An 18,711-nucleotide genomic window follows, 5' to 3' on the forward strand; every position below is an offset into this window, starting at 1 on the left:
TAAATACAAGGAGATATTCCCATGACATTCCGTAAAACACTCATCGCAGGCATGATTGCTATCGCTTGCACAGGCCTGTTGACCACCCCCACGTTTGCCAAAGGCAACGGACAGCAGCAAGCGCAAGCTCAGGTATTGAGCGCCGCTGAAACCCAATCCCTGCGTTTCATGCGCGAGGAAGAAAAATTGGCGCGGGATGCGTACATCGCGCTGTATCAGCAATGGCAATTGCCGGTGTTTAACAATATTTCCCAATCTGAACAGCAACATACCGATAAAGTCAAAGCCTTGCTGCAAACCTACCGCATTGCTGACCCTGTGATCAATGATGCCGTCGGCGTGTTCCAGAATACGGATTTGGCAGCCTTGTATGCCACGCTAATGGCGCGTGGACAAACCTCCGCCTTGGATGCGCTGTACGTCGGTGCGTTGATTGAGGAAGTGGATATTGTGGACTTGCAAAAATCCATGCGTGAAACCACCCGCCCCGATCTTCTCAACACTTACGACAGTTTGCTGCGAGCGTCACGCAATCACCTACGAGCGTTTGTTGGGCAGATTCAAAGCCAAGGTATCGCGTATGTGGCGCAAACCATGCCTCAAGCGGAAGTCGATGCCATCGTTAACAGCCCGAATGAGCGTGGGCAAGGTGGTGGCGGACAAGGCGCTGGTAATGGGCGTGGACAAGGTAGAGGGCAAGGCCGAGGGATGTAAGTCATGCGCCTGCTACCGGCGCAATACCGGTAGCAGGCAGTTTGTTTCAGGATTTGAGCTTGCTCAGGGTGTTTTGGATGATGGTTTCCATATCCTGCCCTGATTGTTTCATGACACTGCCCGCTTCCCCACCGATCTTGTCCCCCATGCTGATGGAATTCATGCGGGAAATAATGACTTCACCTGTGCTTTTTTGGTACAGGGCGACGCGGCAGGGGATCATGGAGGCGACAAAACGGGTGTCATCGCTGCCCAACAGTTTGGAGCTGTATTTGCCGCTACAGGCTTGGAATACCAGCACTGGCGCAACACTGTAACCACGTTCTGCCAAGATCTCGCCGATATTGTCCATGCCAAGAATGCTCCAACCATTAGCCACTGCTGCTGCCTGAAAAGCGGCACTGGTTGCTGTCAGGTTTTTGGGGCTGGCGTCCTCCAGAAACAAGGGTGTGTTATTGGTTGATGTTGCTGGCGGTGTACTGGTGTCATCGTTGCCGCATCCAGCCAAATGCAAACTCGCCACCGTCAGGAGGATAGCTGCCAAGGTTTTCACAACCATACTGCCCCCTGTTAGTTGGCACTTAAACGGCTCATGGTTTTGGCAATAATACCTTCCATGTCGGAGCCGGATTGCTGAATGACACTGCCCGCTTCGCCACCGATCATTTGTGCCATACCGACGGAATTCATGCGTGAAATGACCACCGAGCCATCGGATTTCATGTAAATGGCGACCCGGCAAGGGATCATGGATGCGACAAAACGGGTTTCGTCTTTTGCCAGCAGTTTAGAGCTGTATTTGCCGCTACAAACGGAAAACACCATGACGGGCTGAACCGTAAAACCGCGTTCGGAGAGAATACCCGCGACGTTATCCGTGCCGAGTAATGACCAGCCCGCCGCAGTCACTTCTTCCTTGAATAGCTTGATGGCATTGACAAAAGCAGCCTGCCCTTTAGCAGGAGACGTGTCTTCTAGGAACATCCCTGAAGCATCAGGGGTCGGGGATGCCTGAACGGATGAAAAAGCAACCATGCTGGCGAGGGCGATGGGGGCAAACAGGGTGATAACTTTTTTTAGCATAACGTGGGATCTCCTAAACGGTCTTCATTTGTAAATTTAATATATTAAGATGTTAGATTGAGTTTTAAAAAATAGCAATAATAAGTTTGATTTTTAATTTAAATTAATTAGTTATTAAATTATAATATTCTTAATTTCATTGGCGTGGCTTTGATTGGTTTGGATTTTTCATGGCGTTGTGCTATGGAATAAGAATCATCGGACAAATGTCTTAATGCCGTATTTTTAGGTGAAAATATCGTGTTATCATTGTCTATTGTGGCTACACTTAGATGGTTTGCATTTTTTAATAAAGATAATGTTTACTAGGTTTACTAGGATGGAGTGACCGCTATGCAATACCGTATTGTTTTCCCGACCTTATTGGCGACCTTGAGCCTGTTTGCTTGCAACAATTCAGACAGCCCCGCCAACCTCGCCACTGATACCACCACACTGAGCAGCACCGCCACGACAAGCATGACCCCCGCCTTGACAGCGGAAATGGCGCAAGTCAGCCGTGCTTACGTGCCTGCCTTGTTTTACACCAATAACACGGCCGCCCCCCAGCCGATTGCCGCCGCAGGCAAAGCCGCCCTGAGCCGTTTGGATAGTCGCTGGCAAGCCTTCGTGGTTAACAGTACCGCCACGTTTCCACCCGCAACCACTGCCAAACCGGCGGTGGATACCCATCTGCTGGCAGCTAAAAATACGTTGGATCAAGTCAGCGCGTACCCCGCCGATTTGAGTGCTGCCCACGAACATCTCGAAGACATTCGTACTGTTATGCTGCAAATGCGCCGTGATAATGGTGTTGACGATGTAATGGACACCCTGACCTTGGCGCATCGGAGCATGGGCGATGTGGTCGCCGCTTTCACGGGGGCAACCACGCCCGCCTTGCTGACACAGCAACACAAAGCCGATTTGACCGTGCAACTTACCAACTACAGCAACGCCTTTAACACCTTGGCAGCCCGTAAGATTGACAGTGAGCTGTTCGGTTTTTCCCCCGCAAAAAACCAAGGGATACAAGCCGCTATAAGCGCTTCCAAGCAAAATAATACGGCGCTTCAAGACGCGCTCTTGCTCAATGATAATGCCGCTATCCTAGCCGCCGCGAACAAAGTGAAGCCGTTGTTTGTGAAATTGTTTCTCGCGTATGGCGATTTTCTCAGCCCTTCTGCGCCGCAATGGGTCGCGTTTGATCAAGCCTACATCCCCGCTTTGTTTGCCAGCAATAACACTGCCGCCACCTTTGAAAATGTGCAAGCCGCCCAAACCGCGTTAACCGCCTTGGAAACCCGTTGGAATGTGCTGGGTTCAGCCACCACGCCCAGCCGTTATCCCGTGACCTTGCAAACCCCGCTGAATTGGACGGCGTATTTCAGCGCCATCAACACCAACATTGCCACCTCAAAAACCGCGTTGGAAGCAGCGTTGGCAGCAGGTGATTTCCCCACTGACATCACGCCCGCGCACGAACCGCTGGAAGATATTCGGATGCAATTGCTGGCACTGCGTACCTTGGAAAATTATGCGTGGGTGATGGATCCGATTACCCGTTACCATCACGGTTTTGAGCCTGCATTGACAGCGGTGAAGAATGTGGCGGATGGCAGCCAATTGACCGCTGAAATCACCGCGATTATTGCGCAAACCTTGCCAGTCTTGCAGGCTGAAATGCCAAAAATGGTCACAGCCGTGCAACAGCTTGACCCAACGCTCTACGCGTTCAGTGCCGAAAAACAGGCAGCGTTGAATACTTCCCTGACGGCACAAACCAACAATCTGGAAGCCTTAGCCGCCGCCTTGACTGCGAATGATTCCGCTGCGATTGTGGCGCGAACCAAGCAAGTAAAAGCCTTGTTTGTGCCGTTTTTCCTCCAATTTGGAGGATAGATTTTTCAGCTTCATTTCAGGTTGGACCGTTACAGTCCCGTGCTTTTCGTAATACAGATAACAGAGGATGGGATTGTTCGGCATGAAAATGAACAAAAGTATGGCAGTAGGGTGTGTGGTTACGTTGTGTTCCTTATTGGCACTCGTCGGCTGCGGCGGTGGTGGCGGCAATGGCAACAGCACGAGCAATGCCACTGGCGGTAACGGTGGTGGCGGCGCACCCACGGAGTCTTACATTGACTACCTCGCCAGTAATCATGCGGCTTACACCAATACGGGTACGGCGGAAAATCCGAGCGCTCGTTTTGAAGATACCAGCTATTCCTTATCATGGCTGATTGCGACGCAAACGGCAGAACAAGCTGAGAACCTTCAAAAGCATATCGCGTTTATGGGAACGGCAATGGCGAATGGCGGTAATCCCCGTGAGTGGGATAAACTGTTTTTAGCTGATGCCTACATGAAAACCGAACACCGTTACGAAACCCGCGTGTCGGTTTCTGGGCATAATGTTTTGGTTGAAAAAGTGGCTACCGATGCGTGCGCTTACCAGCTTTTGAAAGCCCACGCGATGGGTGTCAGTGGCAAATTTTTTGAAGGCAATATCAAGGTGGATTTTAGTCCACAGGCTGAAGCTGTCATTGCCAGTGAAGCGTGTACGACCGACCGTAGTGCTATCGAGACGTATATTGCTGCACGGTTGAAACCCGTTCCCAAAGGTATTCAGAAAAACACTTAACGTAACAAACCTTTCCGCTTTGAGAAACTGCTGATGTGATGCAAGGTCTGTTGAGAACATGTTAAGGAGGGAGGTACGATGCACAGTCCAGCGTTAGTAACCCGATTGACGGAGTACGGCGTAAGTCGCCGTGCCTTCCTGAAGTATTGCGCATTAGTGGCATCCATTTTGGCGCTGCCTGTTAGTGGGATTCCTGCACTCGCGGAAAAGCTACGCCAAGCAGCACGCCCGGCGGTGATTTGGTTGTCTTTCCAGGAATGCACCGGCTGTACTGAATCGCTGACCCGCTCGTATACGCCCAGTATTGAAGAGCTAATATTTGACCTGATTTCTCTCGATTACCACCACACCTTACAAGCAGCGTCGGGTGAAGCGGCAGAAGCAGCACGGCAGGAGACAATTCAGCACCATGCGGGCAAGTATTGGCTCATTGTCGACGGCTCAATACCCACGGCAGCCGATGGTGTTTATTCAACCATTGCAGGTCGCACCAATCTGGATATGCTGCGTGAAGGCGTCGCCAATGCGGCTATCGTGATCGCGGTGGGCAGTTGTGCGGCGTTTGGTGGGTTGGCAGCCGCACAGCCTAACCCAACTGGCGCTAACAGTGTGGCAGCGTTAATGCAAGCTGGGTTGATTGCCACGAAACCCTTAGTGAATTTACCCGGTTGCCCGCCGCTGCCCATGGCGATTAGCAGCCTATTCGCGTATCTCCTTGCGTTTGAACGCCTGCCTGATTTGGATGCACTCAAGCGCCCCTTGAGTATTTACGGCAATAGTGTGCATGACCGCTGTTCCCGTTACCGCTATTACGCCGAGGAAAAATTTGCCAAACGCTTTGGGGATGAAGGTCACCGCAAGGGTTGGTGTTTGTACAAGCTGGGTTGCAAAGGCCCTGTTGCCCACAATGCCTGTTCGTTGCATCAGTGGAATGAAGGGACGAGTTCGCCCATTGAGGCAGGTTATCCTTGTATTGGTTGTTCTGAGCCGGATTTTTGGGATAAGGGCAGCTTTTACCAAAGTCTGGATAAGGCAGTGCAGCCGGTTGCGCCTATTGGAAAAACGCCGGATATTGCTATAGAAACAGGACAAAAACTGTACACAGAACATTGTGTCAGTTGCCATGCGGCTGACCCTGCCAGCTTCAAAACACCAGCAGAAGATATTCCCGCGTTGTTACGCTCCGGTAGTATCCGCGCCCACCGGCGTTTTGAGTTATCTGACGAGCAGCTTGACTTGTTAGGGAAATATTTCACGGCGCAGCAATAAATAAGGATGACGGATGCGTTTACTCATGGTCGAAGACGACACCGAACTCAGCAGCAGTTTACACACACGCTTGAAGCGTGAAGGCTTCGCGGTGGACATTGCCAATAATGGCGTGGATGGTGAATTCATGGGCGATGAAACGCCTTACGATGCGGTGATTCTTGACCTCGGTTTGCCGCAACGCAGCGGGCTGGAGGTCTTGCAACATTGGCGGCAGCGCGGCAATCGTGTGCCGGTGATTATCCTCACTGCTCGTGATGCCTGGCACGAACGGGTGGACGGTTTCAAAGCCGGGGCAGACGATTACCTCGGCAAGCCGTTTCATTTTGAGGAATTGTTGGTGCGGGTGCAGGCGTTGATTCGCCGTAATTTGCAAGCAGCAGTTCCCGACCAAAAGCTGCATTGCTGCGGCTTGCAATTGGATGAGGAACACCAGCAAGTCACCACGCCAGCCGGTGAAGTTTTCGAGTTGACAGGAACAGAGTTTCGTTTGTTGCGCTATTTTATGTTGCACCCGGGTCGGATTCTTACCAAGTCACGTTTAACCGAACACGTTTACGAGCAAGATTTTGACCGTGATAGCAATGTGATCGAGGTGTATGTGCGCCATTTGCGCCGCAAGTTGGGGGACTGGCGCATTCAAACGCGGCGTGGGCAGGGGTATATTTTCATCGATTCCGACAAGCCGGAGCCGCCGTTATGAAGTCATTGGAACGTCAGTTGCAGGTTAATCTTGCGATTATTTTGGTGTTGGTTATGGCGCTGATTTGGGGCGTGGGGCTTGCGTTGCCGTGGTTTTTTGAAGGAATGCAAGGTGTGCATTCGTCGGGGTATGTGCTGTCTGCACCAGATGCAGAGGGTAGCTCGACTCAACACCGCCCGCAGCGTTTCAAGTGGTTATTTCCGTTATTGGCTGCTGCGGGAATTACACTGATTTTAGTGATTCAGGGTATTGTTATCCGCCGGACATTTCGGCGTTTGGATCACATTCGTGCTGAACTGCAACAGCTTGATGCGGGCAATATCAATAAGTTAAACGAATCAGTGCCGGCGGAAATTTACCCGATTATCAAAGAATTCAATCATCTGTTGAGCTTGATGCAGGAGCGTTTGGAGCGTTCTCGCAATGCGCTGGGTAATCTGGCGCACGCGCTAAAAACCCCGCTCAATTTACTCACCCAACACCTTGATGCTGAAATATCGGCAACCAGCCATCAGCAGGCGCAATTACAAGCCGAACGCATCCGTCAATTGACTGAGCGCGAACTCAAACGCGCCCGCATGGCAGGTTTGGGTAATACCACACAACGCTTTGATCCACGAGTGGAATTACCCGTTCTGGTTGACGTTTTGGCACAGGTGCACCACAAATCCCCGCGCTGCATTACGCTGGAGATTGCCCCCACTATCACCCGTTTCGGCGACCGCGAAGACATGCTGGAGTTATTGGGAAACTTGCTAGATAACGCTTGCAAATGGGCAAAAGAACAGGTGCGTTGTCAGATCAGCAGTGTCGCGGGCAAGGTGCAAATCAGTGTGGAAGATGATGGCAAGGGGCGTACTGAGCTAGAATTACAGCAAATGACCACACGTGGAGTAAGGCTGGATGAAAGCGTCGGAGGTCACGGGTTGGGGCTGTCGATTTGCAAAGACATTACCAAATTGTACGGTGGCACGCTTATCTTCGGGCGTTCTGAGCACTTGGGTGGCTTGAATGTCACGGTGACTCTTTAATCGACCTCTTTCCAGAACTCATTCTGGCAAGCTCGACAATAGCAACGCCCTTTGAATGGCTTGATGACTTTTTGTAACTTGGTGCGGTGAATTTGCTCCCATACCAAACTGCCGCAGTGAGGGCAGCCGTCTTTTTCGGCGGTTTCTACGATAGATTGAGATTGTCTGACCATTGTAGGAGGCTGCACGGATATTCCTCTCGATAACATAAACTAACTCACCTGATTATTCTTGTTTTGATCATGTTATTTTATAGTTATGTGCGGATTTATGGCAAATTTTATTTGAGCAGGTAGAGACACAAAATCTTGTGTCTCTATGGCACAGCAATCACAACGTCGTTACTTTTCCGGTTGTGTAAATCGCGCAATGATAGGTGTCATTACTCGATTACGCATAATTTAGTTGTCGCAAGCTTAGGTGGCTTGTTCTAATGCCTGTAGGGTTTGTGGATAAATGGCTTCGAGTTCGGCAATCAGTGTGTTGATGTTACTGGTATCGCCGATTTCACCTTTGTGTTGCAAGGTTTTGCAGATGTCAGCCATGTGTTCCGCGCCTAGACTTATGCAAGAACCCTTGAGTTTGTGGGCTGCTTGGCTCATAGCAAGGAGATTTCCACTATGGGCGTGCTGCCGGATGTCGGTCAGCATAAGGGGAGTTGTGTTGCCGAACATCTGGATCAGTCGCGGTAGAATAACTGCGGGGAGTTGCTGAAGTGTTTCACGCACTAGTAGTGACATAGTCTGGTTCCTTACGAGGCTGGGGTTGGCTGTTTGTTATGCACCAACGTTGTAAAGCCATTTCCACTGCTTCGGGCAGTACGGGTTTGCTAATGTAGTCATTCATGCCAGCGTTCAAGCACTCCTGTCTATCCCCTTCCATCGCGTTGGCAGTCATGGCAATGATAATTGGCTGTTGATTAGGTGGAAAGTCAGCACGGATGCGTCGCGTCGCTTCTAAACCATCCATATCAGGCATTTGCATATCCATGAAAATGACGTCATAGGCTTTTTTGTGCAGGGCTTGCAGGACTTGCAGGCCACTTTCGGCAACATCAGTTTTGTAGGACATTTCATCGAGTATTGAAGAGGCGACAATTTGATTGATAGGGTTATCTTCAGCCAGCAAAATCGATAACGGCAGGCGTTCCCCCAGTTTGAGTGTGGATTGTTCAGGTCTGGAACTGATTAAGTTGAGTTCACCCAACACAGTCATAAGACTATCGAATAATCGACTGCGGGTAATAGGTTTAGTTAGGTAGAGATTGTAGAGTTCTCGCACGGTTTCTTTGGAATGTCTGTCATTGGGGGGGGCAATTAGGATCAGAGGAAGCTCTTGTTTGCTGAAGCGTTGGCGGATGTATTTTGCTAGTTCCAGTGGGGAGTCACCGGGGAGATTACTGTCTACTAAGGCGATGTCATAAGGTTTACCGACGGCAATGCGGCTAATCGCATCGCTACTGGTGCTGGCGGTGTCAACCACAGCGCCCCAGCCTATGCAAAAGTCTTGCATGGCTTGGCTGCTGGCGGGATTGTTTTCCACGAGCAAAATGCGTTTGCCAACAATTTCGGGGATATTGCTGTGCAGAAACGGTTTGAGTTTTCCCACAGCTTTGCGCGTTTTGATGGTGAAATGAAAGCGACTGCCGACACCCACAGCACTTTCTGCCCAAATAGTTCCCCCCATCATTTCAACTAAGTGGCGTGAAATGGTTAGCCCCAAGCCTGTGCCTTCATGGCGGCGAGCGAGATTGTCGTCGGCACGGCTGAATTGCTCGAAAATGCTTTCCAGTCGTTCTGTTGGAATACCTGGACCGGTATCGTTGATTTGGAATTCGAGTTCGTAATCCTCGCCTTTTTGGCAGCGTGGGATAACGAAAATAGTGATTTCGCCCCTATCGGTAAACTTAATGGCATTACCAATGAGGTTGGTTAGAATTTGCCGCAAACGCACCATATCACCTTCAATGAAAAGTGGTATGGATGGGCCAACGGCATAAGCCAGTTCTAGGTGTTTTTCTAAGGCTTTGGCATTCAGGAGGTTGAGAATTTCTTCAATACAGGCGCGTAACTCAAACGGTTCGCGCTTGAGGTCAAGTTTACCTGCTTCGATTTTGGAGAAATCCAGTACATCGTTGATGACTGTTAGCAGGTGTTCACCACTTAAGTGGATACTGTCGACGAATTCGGTTTGCTTTTTGCTCATCGGGGTATTCATCAGCAAACGTGTCATGCCGATCACCCCATTCATGGGGGTACGAATTTCGTGACTCATGGTGGCGAGGAAGCGTGCTTTGGTTTTGAGGGCTTCTTCAGCAACTTGTTGGGCGTTGCGTGCCATTTGGGTCATGTGCTGGAAGCGGGTGGAAAAATACAGGCGACTCATGATGAGTAGGGTGATAATGATCAATGTTCCCCATAGCGCCCGCTGTTTTAAATGCGCGAGCTGCTCTGCCATCTGTGCGGCGCTGGCATCGGTGTTTTGAATAGACTGCAAAATGGTATCGCCTATTTGCTTGCCTAATTCGTTGTCGATTTTTTCGATTTCTGCCATCAATAGCTTGGCTTGATTAGCAGTATCGCGTGCATCAATCGCCAGTTGCCGCCAGTGTGCGGGGGGCAAGCCTTCCAACTCCACGCTGAGGTTAGACATGATACCCATGGCTTCTTCGTAGTCGTTTTTCAGGTCTGGTCGGTCTGCAATCGGCCAAATGGCTAAGAGTGCTTGTCCTTGCTGCTGCAAGGTTTGGCTGAGAGTATGCAGCAGTGGCAGATTGTCAGGTGTGCTGTTGGGGTCAAATGCAAACTTGAAGAATTCGTCGTTTAATGTGTCAAAGGTTGTACGTTGCTGGTCGATGGCGTTCTCTAGGGCTAATTGCTGCACGAAGGCGGCATGAGATTGCTGCAACGACGTATTCGACACCTGCATGTTGTGTTGCACGTCGGTGGATACTTTGGTGAGATTTAGCCATAGCAACATGGCGATAATGCTCAACAATGCAACTAAAAATGCACTGTCGATTATTTGCATGAGCTTTAAGTTAGTAAAAACGTGCATAATGAGTAAGATATTTAACCACAGTGTTAAAACGCAAATGTCAATGTGTCAGAGGTAAAGTGGCGTTCGCTGCCATCATGATCAAACACGGCGATTGCGCCTTTGACCGGCGTACCTAAGTTAAAGCGTACATCATCTTCGTGACTGGTATTCAACTTACGGCGTTGCTCTAAATGCCAGCGCCCATTTTTCCACACGCCTTTGGCTTTGATGTCGTCAACACCTTCGGGGAGTTTTTCCAACGGGGCGTATTTGGGCATTAAGTCTTGCTGTTTTTTGAAATAGCGTTTGGTTTCATAAGGTTCACCGCCCAAATCGGTGGGGCGATTGATGTATAGGTTTGAACCATCCGGTAAGGTGGCTTTGTAGGACTCCATCATGGGTTGTTTACTGATGATGGTGATTTTGTCATGGGTAATGCCGATAGGGTTGGTGCGTGCTGCTTTCCAGTTCCACATGTCAGCGGTGAATTCTTTGCCGGAGAACCAGTTGGCGTCGTAATCACCTTTCATGGCAAATTCAAGCGCGAAACGGTCTTCACGTTGCGAGCCTTCGACGTACTTTTGTTTGGTATCGTCCCAGATGCTGGGTTTGTGCAAAATGTCTTCTGTACTGTCTTCCCAAGTTGTGTAGAAAAATACTTCATCTCCGTAGACACCGGCTTTCATCGCTACCGTTTTGGTGAGCTCCGGTTTGCCAATGTAGGTGAGTTTGATCGTATTTTCAGCAATATCTTGCCAATCATCGGCTGAGCCATCCAGTTGTGGGGCTGCTTTGAGTGTGCCAACCTTGATTGTTTGTGTTTCAGCATGAGCTAAGCCCAGCGAGCCGCATAGAATGAAAGCTGAGACCATCAGTAATGGATGTTTCATGCGCTGTATCCCCGTTTATTTTGGCTATAATTGTCATTGCGCGGAAATTGTCTTTTATATGTTCCAAGATGGTATCAATAAAACTAATTTATTGAAACAGGATTTTTTAGCGTAGAAACAAAAAAGCCCCACACAGTAAAATACTGGCGGGGCTTTTGACAAATTGGCGGAAAAGAAGGGATTCGAACCCTTGATACGTTGCCGTATACACACTTTCCAGGCGTGCTCCTTCGACCACTCGGACACTTTTCCGCAGAGTTTTGCTATCCGCAAAATCAAGGGCGCAATCGTAACGCAGGACAGGGGGCTTGTAAACTGTGAAACCAGACTTTCGATGCCTTGGTCGAGGGATGTGCAGTTGGTCGGCTAAGATTCGACACTCATCGGGCGATACGTTAGGATGAGTCTTGGGGTTTACAACAATATATAAAAAGCCATGTCATTTATTCCAAAGTTTCAAACATTCATACGCTGGTGGGGTGAGGGTTTATACAACGGCTTGCCTAACACGACTCGTAAATTTTTCCGCACAGAGTTGCCGCGTTTGATTTTGCATACGCACGATGGGCGTAGCGTCGATGCCTTGTGGTCGCAAGACGGCAAGCCACAGATGCGTGGTCAGTTTGCCTTGCAAGACGGTAATACTCAATTGGCTGATTTGATGCCCCCTCATGCTCATGGTAAACCTTACGAGGTTGAGTTGCGTTTGGGGAAGACTCAAGTCTTAGTATTACAACATCACTTTCCCGAAGCGGTTAAGGAAAACTTGGTTCAGGTATTGGGTTATCAACTGGATCGCCTTACACCGTTTACGGCGGATAGTGCTTTATTTGATGCACGTGTAGCGCAGCATGATAAAGGCCGCAAAGAAATTCTGTCTGATATTTTCGTGGTTCCTAAGCATGTGGTGGAGCGCTTCAATCGTCTCTTGGATGCGATAGGTGTTAGCCCTATACAGGTGGTTTCTGTTGAGGGAGCGCACCCCGATATTAATTTGGCTGCTCGCCAAGAAGCACGGCAAGCACAGGGCTGGTCGCGCATTCCACTGTATTTCTTTCTGGGATCTCTGATGCTCTCGTTAATAATTCCTTTGGGTTATAAGTATCGTCGGGTGGATCAAATTGAAACTGCACTATCAGAGGTGCGTAGTTCCTCGGCTGAGCAGCTTGCTATTCGTGACAAGCTGGTTGAGGCTGAAGATGCGCTGACATTTATTGAGTCAAAACGTAAAACCTCCCCAATGGCTTTGGATGTGGTGGAAACACTCTCTGCCCTGTTGCCGGAGCATACATGGTTGGAGCGCTTGGAATTTCAGGGCGGTAAATTGGAAATTCGCGGTGAATCAGGGATGGCGCTGAGCCTCATTGATACGCTGGAGGATGCTGCTGAGTTTGCTGATGTACGTTTCAAGTCACCGGTTACCCGCAATAAAGATAATGGACGCGACCGCTTCCATATCGAAGCAACATTGGAGGTTCCTTATGCTGAATAATGGGTTGTGGCGGCAGCATCAGGTATTGTTGGCGTGGAGTTTGCTAGTGTTGTTGGTGGTGGCTGGGTTGTTTTTGGTGGTTATCCCCACAGTACAAAAATCACTGGAATTGAGTGAGCGTATTGACACTGGCTACCAGCAGCTTGCGCGTTTCCGGCAAATGGCAGCGGCTACACCTGAATTTATGGCGGAATATGAACGGGTGCAGCAAAATGGCTTGGATAAGTTGTTTTACCCTGCCGGTATGACCGCCGCGCAAGTGGCAAAAGAATTACAGAAAAACCTTGCCACCGTGATTACGCGTGATAATGGCGTGTTGCTAAGTTCTGAGGTATTGGATGTTCCGCAAACAGAGGCGGAGCAGGAGAGCGCGGTTTACCAGCGTGTTATGGTGAAGGCTGTCTTTCAGAGCGAACCTGCTTTATTACGTGAAGTGTTGCATCAGGCTTACCGTGCGCGTCCGCTTATGTTTGTGGAAAGCCTTGATGTAAAGCCGCTGGGAAAAGAAGAAGAAAAAAATCAGATGGTAAAAGCCGAAGTTCAGATTTCAACCTATTGGCGCGGTGGGGAGGTGCGGCATGATGAAACGCTTGATTAAGCCACCGATACAGTCATTGCTTTGGTTGAGTGGCGCAGCGTTGCTGGGGGTGACAGGCTGGAGCCTAGTTAACTTGAAACTGTTAGATGAGGAGCAGGCACAACAAGCCAATGCAGTCACTGTGAAGATTCCTGATGCCAGTGCGCTGGATGCGCCGGATTTAAACCGTTATTCACAGATGGTGAGTGCGCCATTGTTTTGGGAAAGTCGCAAGGCATTAACACCAAAGCAAGCTGAAATACCGGTCGTCGCCGCTACACCTGTTGATACGGCGTTACCAGAGGGACGTTTGATTGGGATTGTGGATATGGGTAGTAGCCTGTTTGCCATCATGGAAAATGCCGCAGGTGGCAGTGTGCATTTGCGTAGCGGCGATACGTGGGGCACTTGGACTGTGAAGGGGATTGACCCTGATCGTTTAATATTGGCCATTGGTGATCAGCAACAGACTATTCCATTGGTGGGAGACTTCTCTGCGCCAAAAGAAAACCCGCAGGTAACTCAAGCACGGGTGCAACAACAGGTAGCACAACAACAGCCTATAGCTGCCCCACCGCAGCCGCAAGCATTGCCGACGTCTAATGCAGCAATTGTTCCAGCAGGTGCGGGATTACCATTCCCCGCTGACACGGAAAAGCAGCCGCCAGCTTTATCCGTTCAAGATGCTTTGGATGCCCGTCAGCGTTTAATGGCGGCGCGTTGGGGGGGGCTAACTGGTGAAAGCCCGGATCAAGCACCGAAGCCAAATCAATAAGAGTAGATTATCCGATAAACTGTACTTTTTATTAAATTTATAAACCATTAGTATAGTTAAAACCAAACTCGACAGCGCTTATTGCATCGGGTATTAAAATAAAAATAAAAAACAAATGGGGTTAGCTTTGTGAAATACAGGGGCAGCATTGTAGGGCTGGTCAGTGTGGCGGTACTAATGTCCGCTTGCACATCCATAAAAGGCAGTCCGGGTTATCGCAACAATATCAAACATCAAGGTTTTCAACGCAGTAATGCAGTGAAGGAGCTGGAACCAGCCGCTGTTGGTTTGTCACGTCCGGTATTACGTCCGGCGGATTCCGGTGCTGTCCAAACTGTAGGCTATCAAGAAGACAATCGGGCGACACCTGCATGGGATGCCATGTCAGTGGGTAGTTCTGGCGCAACAACTAAAGTGGGAAAAGTTGATGATGTTGAGTTGATCTTGGGCAGCCAAGATTATTACCGTTCTGATGTGAAGAATCCGCTTGCTGCTGGCAGCAAACGTGGTGGTGACGCGGGCATTGCTCTCAATTTCGAGCGAGCTAGTATCCGAGAAGTGGTCAAAGTGGTGTTGGGGGATATTCTCAAGGAAACCTACACCGTCGAACCGGGGGTGGAAGGTGAAGTCACGATTAACTCCACTGACCCGATTGATCGCAGTGCATTGATTCCGACTTTGGAATCTTTGCTGCAAACCCAAGGGGCGGTTTTGTACAAGGATGATACGGGCAATTACCGAGTAGCCGCACGCGCCAACTTGAAAGGACGTGGTTTCATGCCATCCACTGGGCAAATTAAGCCGGGTTACAGTATGCAGGTAGTAACCTTGCGTTATATTCCCGTTGCTGAAATGCAAAAAATTCTGGAGCCACTGGCAAGCCCCGATGCGTTTGTCCGTGTTGACCCGAACCGTAATATGCTGGTGTTAGCGGGTACAAGTTCTGAATTGGCGAACTTGATGGCAACCATTAAGACGTTTGATGTGGATGTCTTGAAAGGCATGTCGGTGGGTTTATACCGCGTTAAAAATGTCGAAGCCAATATCGTTGCAAAAAACCTTGATGCCTTGTTTGGTGAAAGTGGCAATAGCCCGATGGCGGGTATGATTAAAATCATGCCAATTGAGCACATGAATAGCATTATGATTATTTCTGCTAACGCCGATTACTTGAAGGACATGAAAGACTGGGTGGATCGCTTCGACCAAGTTAGCCAGACCGCAGGCCAGCAATTGTTTGTGTACCATGTACAAAATGGCAATGCAGAACATTTAGCCGATATGTTGAACCAGATTTTTGGTGGTAAGAAAAGCAGTAGCACTAAAAGCGCAGTACTGGGAAGTAGTGCCTCCAGTCTTGCCCCCGGTTTAGAGCCAGCAACAGTCGGAGCAGATGGTCAACCTATGGCAGCGACTGAGGTTCCTAAGACCATGCTGGGTGACAGCGGCGGTGTGGCGATTAATCCAGATGCTGAAGTTCGCATTGTAGCAGACAAAACTAATAACTCTTTAATGATTATGTCCACCGAAGAGGCTTACCAGCAGATTTTGGAATCGCTCAAACGGCTGGATGTGATGCCGATGCAGGTGCAGGTAGAGGCTTCTATTATGGAGGTGACACTGACAGATGGTTTGGAATACGGCTTGCAGTGGTATTTCAAAAACGATGGTAATGCCTTTGGTTCTAACGGCATTGGTGGACTGGCTTCCGGTAGCAATGGCTACATGACACCGGGTGGTTTCTCTTTCTCAGCAACACTGGGAGCGGAACGGGTCATGGGGGCGCTGAATGCGTTGGCGCGTGAATCTAAAGTGCGGGTATTGTCTTCACCGTCTATTCTGGTGCTGGATAATCAGACGGCCTCTATTAAAGTGGGGGATCAGCAACCCGTATTTACGGGGAGTCTCTCGACTCCCAATGGTAATGGCACAAGTTTAACCACTGCAACCACGGTGCAGTACAAGGATACTGGGGTTTCCTTGCAAGTCACGCCACAGGTGAACAGCAATGGTTTGGTGAAGATGGATATTCAGCAAGATATTACGGATGTGGGTGAGGTGGATTCTGCCACTGGCAACCGCAGTTTCCTGCAACGCAATATCAAGAGCACAGTGGCGGTGAAAAGTGGTGAAACCATCGTGTTGGGTGGCTTGATCCGTGACAATAATACGCAAGGGCGCAATGGTGTACCGGGTTTGAGTAAAGTCCCCTTGGTGGGCGGGCTGTTCAGTGCTAACAGCAGTGGTGGCAAACGTACCGAATTGCTGGTGCTGATTACCCCAACCGCGATTAAAGGGCAGCGCGATCTGGTTAAGGCTGGTGAAGAAATGCGCGAGCGTATGCAAGGTTTGATGGATGGCGATAAATTCTTGCCACAACTAAAGGGGCAATATGTCGATTAATAATGGAATCATTGTGCTATTGGTTGGCTCTTTGCTAGCCGCGTGCAGCTCAACGGAGTCGGTCATTAGTGAGCGCTCACAACAACGTTGGGATGCATTGATTAAAGGTGAGCTTGAAAAAGCCTACGAGTTTTATACCGATGCTTTCAAGGCCACGACACCACCGGAGATATTCAAACGTAAAACCCAAGGAGCCGGGCTGTGGAGTAAGGCACAGGTGCAAAAAGTCCAGTGTGAGGCCGAGCGCTGTCGGGTGGATGTAAAAGTCACAGTTTCGCTGAAAATGCGAGGTCTAAACCAACCGGTGGAGACCAGCGATATTGTTCGGGAAACGTGGGTCAAGAACGGTTGGTTTTCAGACTGGCGGTACGTAAAAGAATAAGTTTGCGAATCAAAATAATTTATTTATTGCGTATAATGGTCTAGTCATCCCTAGAAGCAAATGAGTCTGGGAATAAGCAGATTTAAACAAGTAAATCTTTCAATGCTCCGTCAACAATATAAAAGATAGAACCAGGAGGCACGCAAGTGTTCAAGAAAAATAAAGTCGCCATCAGTGTCGCAACCGGCATTTTAGGCGTAGTGGGAGTCATCACGAGTGTCCAAGCGGTACACATCAACCCAGACGGTACGGGTCAGGTGTTGCTGTTCCCTTACTACAATGGTACTGGCGGTTACGTCACTAATATTAACTTGGTGAACTCCACTGACCAGACTAAGGCCGTCAAGATCCGTTTCCGTGAAGGTAAAACCAGCCATGACGTGCTGGACTTTAATATCTACATGTCACCGGAAGATGTTTGGACTGGTACGGTGAAAAACGGTCAAGATGCCTCTGGCAACTGGACGGGTGTGCTGAGTACCACTGACCGTACTTGTACGTTACCTGCATTAGCCTCTTGCGATGACGGTAAGTGTTTGGCAGAACAGCCATTCAATGGTCACAATATTTACCAAGGCGTTACCGGTGCTGATACCAAAGAAGGCTATGTTGAAGTCATCGAAATGGGTGTTGTCGATGATATTACGGTCAAACAAGGTGTCTTGCACAACAACGGTAAGCCTAACAACTGTAAAACAGTTGAAGAGGCTTGGACAAAAGGCACTTTCACCCAAGGTGAAGGCGCTAGCGCAAAAGGCTTGAGTGCGCCAACGGGTGGTTTGTTCGGCTCGTCAGCCGTCATTAATATTGCGAAAGGCTCAGCGTTTGCTCTCGACCCGATTGCGATTGATAACTACAGTACGCAAGCACAACACTATTTGTCCCATGATCCGGAAAACTTCCTGCTGCCTTCCTTAGCTTCGGGTAACGTCGCCAGCAGTAGTATTATGGTACGTAATGCTTCAGGCGAAGGGGAAATGGTGGTGACGGATTGGAATGTGCAAGCTGATGCGTGTTTGGAGGACAAAGATGAGTTGACGCCACGTTGTGGTACTAACCCGTATCCGATTGCACACGTGTTGCTTGCACCCCATGTCATGAATGAATACTTCGTTGATCCAACCGATGGTTATGATGGTCATACTGATTGGGTAATCACCTTCCCGATGAAAAAGCACGGTATCCATCAAGATGTGGTTGCCAACTTTGAAAATGGTATTTTTGACCGAGAAGAAACCAAAGCTGGTTTCTCCAAACCCAATAGCGGCTTTGGTTTTTCTCCAGTATTGCCGGGTAAAAAGCCTGACTCCAGTACTCTGAATCGTGAAGTGAACGTCATTAGCTTTAAATCAACAGACCCATCTTACGATGATAGCCGTACTGTATTGTCTAGCTACGCGAAGCAAAGCGTGACTACAGGAGCATTTGTCAGTGGTTGGGCACGTTTAGGCTTCACTGGCTATGACTTGAAAGCGGGTTTCAAAGCTGCACAGGCTTATGGTTCAACAGCGGGTACTTATAATGCGGACAGTAACATTTACAAAGGTGTACCAGCTGTTGGTTCCGCGTTCTTGGAAGGTAATATCAGCGAGAATCCCAATGCTCGCTTTGGTGATGCATTACCACACAAAGTCCAGCGTTAATTCTTAACAGCGGACACTCTCGATGTGTGTCCCCGCTTTGATTGACTGTGTTGAGCAATAGCAGGGGAAACCACGGGCGGCAGGCATTTC

18 protein-coding genes and 1 tRNA gene are annotated in these 18,711 nt (G+C 49.3%); 12 read left to right on the plus strand and 7 right to left on the minus strand.

Annotated elements, in window-relative coordinates:
• The first annotated feature begins 21 nt into the window (after positions 1 to 21).
• Positions 22 to 714 carry a DUF2202 domain-containing protein gene (locus tag BLV87_RS00305; protein WP_093064218.1) on the plus strand — a complete coding sequence of 231 codons (693 nt, stop codon included), beginning with the start codon at positions 22 to 24 and terminating at the stop codon, positions 712 to 714.
• 46 nt (positions 715 to 760) lie between these two features.
• On the opposite strand, the gene BLV87_RS00310 is transcribed toward BLV87_RS00305, so the two are convergent.
• Together BLV87_RS00310 and BLV87_RS00315 are read right to left on the minus strand one after the other, a co-directional pair.
• Positions 761 to 1,273: a DUF302 domain-containing protein gene (locus tag BLV87_RS00310; RefSeq protein WP_093064220.1), complete on the minus strand. Its 513-nt coding sequence runs from the start codon at positions 1,271 to 1,273 to the stop codon at positions 761 to 763.
• An 11-nt stretch (positions 1,274 to 1,284) separates the two neighbouring features.
• Positions 1,285 to 1,797: a DUF302 domain-containing protein gene (locus BLV87_RS00315; RefSeq protein WP_093064222.1), complete on the minus strand. Its 513-nt coding sequence runs from the start codon at positions 1,795 to 1,797 to the stop codon at positions 1,285 to 1,287.
• Positions 1,798 to 2,130: 333 nt separating this feature from the next.
• Between BLV87_RS00315 and BLV87_RS00320 the strand changes: the two genes are divergently transcribed.
• The 5 genes from BLV87_RS00320 (at position 2,131) to BLV87_RS00340 (ending at position 7,420) form a co-directional block, all read left to right on the plus strand.
• Positions 2,131 to 3,678: a hypothetical protein gene (locus BLV87_RS00320; RefSeq protein ID WP_093064224.1), complete on the plus strand. Its 1,548-nt coding sequence runs from the start codon at positions 2,131 to 2,133 to the stop codon at positions 3,676 to 3,678.
• 82 nt (positions 3,679 to 3,760) lie between these two features.
• The gene (locus BLV87_RS00325; protein ID WP_093064226.1) at positions 3,761 to 4,417 is read left to right on the plus strand and encodes a hypothetical protein; all 657 of its coding nucleotides are present in this window, start codon (positions 3,761 to 3,763) and stop codon (positions 4,415 to 4,417) included.
• 78 nt (positions 4,418 to 4,495) lie between these two features.
• A complete protein-coding gene (locus BLV87_RS00330) occupies positions 4,496 to 5,686 on the plus strand; it encodes a hydrogenase small subunit (RefSeq protein ID WP_093064228.1) in 1,191 nt (396 codons plus the stop codon).
• A gap of 13 nt (positions 5,687 to 5,699) precedes the next feature.
• Complete coding sequence (locus BLV87_RS00335; protein ID WP_093064230.1) at positions 5,700 to 6,389, plus strand: response regulator transcription factor; 690 nt, start codon at positions 5,700 to 5,702, stop codon at positions 6,387 to 6,389.
• Positions 6,386 to 7,420, plus strand: a complete 1,035-nt coding sequence (locus BLV87_RS00340) for an ATP-binding protein (protein ID WP_093064232.1) — start codon at positions 6,386 to 6,388, stop codon at positions 7,418 to 7,420. The genes BLV87_RS00335 and BLV87_RS00340 overlap by 4 nt, the downstream gene beginning before the upstream one ends.
• Here BLV87_RS00340 and BLV87_RS18960 read toward each other — a convergent pair.
• The 5 genes from BLV87_RS18960 to BLV87_RS00360 form a co-directional block, all read right to left on the minus strand.
• A complete protein-coding gene (locus BLV87_RS18960; RefSeq protein ID WP_139282092.1) occupies positions 7,417 to 7,608 on the minus strand; it encodes a hypothetical protein in 192 nt (63 codons plus the stop codon). The two genes, BLV87_RS00340 and BLV87_RS18960, sit on opposite strands and share 4 nt — an antisense overlap.
• Positions 7,609 to 7,836: 228 nt before the next feature.
• On the minus strand, positions 7,837 to 8,160 hold the full coding sequence (locus tag BLV87_RS00345; RefSeq protein WP_093064234.1) for an Hpt domain-containing protein: 324 nt from the start codon (positions 8,158 to 8,160) through the stop codon (positions 7,837 to 7,839).
• Positions 8,141 to 10,450: a response regulator gene (locus BLV87_RS00350; RefSeq protein WP_245706855.1), complete on the minus strand. Its 2,310-nt coding sequence runs from the start codon at positions 10,448 to 10,450 to the stop codon at positions 8,141 to 8,143. The genes BLV87_RS00345 and BLV87_RS00350 overlap by 20 nt, the downstream gene beginning before the upstream one ends.
• Before the next feature lie 53 nt (positions 10,451 to 10,503).
• Entirely contained in the window at positions 10,504 to 11,349 is an 846-nt protein-coding gene (locus BLV87_RS00355) for an ethylbenzene dehydrogenase-related protein (RefSeq protein WP_093064238.1), read from the minus strand.
• Between the two features lie 164 nt (positions 11,350 to 11,513).
• A tRNA-Ser gene (locus BLV87_RS00360) sits at positions 11,514 to 11,601 on the minus strand.
• 247 nt (positions 11,602 to 11,848) lie between these two features.
• Here BLV87_RS00360 and BLV87_RS00365 point away from each other — a divergent pair.
• The 6 genes from BLV87_RS00365 (at position 11,849) to BLV87_RS00390 (ending at position 18,621) form a co-directional block, all read left to right on the plus strand.
• Positions 11,849 to 12,841, plus strand: a complete 993-nt coding sequence (locus tag BLV87_RS00365; RefSeq protein ID WP_175517790.1) for a PilN domain-containing protein — start codon at positions 11,849 to 11,851, stop codon at positions 12,839 to 12,841.
• Positions 12,831 to 13,439: a type II secretion system protein GspM gene (gene gspM, locus BLV87_RS00370; RefSeq protein WP_093064242.1), complete on the plus strand. Its 609-nt coding sequence runs from the start codon at positions 12,831 to 12,833 to the stop codon at positions 13,437 to 13,439. Before BLV87_RS00365 ends, gspM begins: the two co-directional genes overlap by 11 nt.
• Positions 13,420 to 14,193 (plus strand): hypothetical protein, encoded by a 774-nt coding sequence (locus BLV87_RS00375; protein ID WP_139282093.1) that lies wholly within the window; start codon positions 13,420 to 13,422, stop codon positions 14,191 to 14,193. The genes gspM and BLV87_RS00375 overlap by 20 nt, the downstream gene beginning before the upstream one ends.
• A gap of 129 nt (positions 14,194 to 14,322) precedes the next feature.
• Entirely contained in the window at positions 14,323 to 16,596 is a 2,274-nt protein-coding gene (gene gspD, locus BLV87_RS00380; RefSeq protein ID WP_093064246.1) for a type II secretion system secretin GspD, read from the plus strand.
• The gene (locus BLV87_RS00385) at positions 16,586 to 16,978 is read left to right on the plus strand and encodes a hypothetical protein (protein ID WP_093064248.1); all 393 of its coding nucleotides are present in this window, start codon (positions 16,586 to 16,588) and stop codon (positions 16,976 to 16,978) included. The genes gspD and BLV87_RS00385 overlap by 11 nt, the downstream gene beginning before the upstream one ends.
• A 146-nt stretch (positions 16,979 to 17,124) precedes the next feature.
• The gene (locus BLV87_RS00390; RefSeq protein ID WP_093064250.1) at positions 17,125 to 18,621 is read left to right on the plus strand and encodes a hypothetical protein; all 1,497 of its coding nucleotides are present in this window, start codon (positions 17,125 to 17,127) and stop codon (positions 18,619 to 18,621) included.
• The last annotated feature ends 90 nt before the right edge of the window (positions 18,622 to 18,711 follow it).

This window comes from Thiothrix caldifontis (assembly GCF_900107695.1).
Taxonomy (GTDB): Bacteria; Pseudomonadota; Gammaproteobacteria; order Thiotrichales; family Thiotrichaceae; genus Thiothrix; species Thiothrix caldifontis.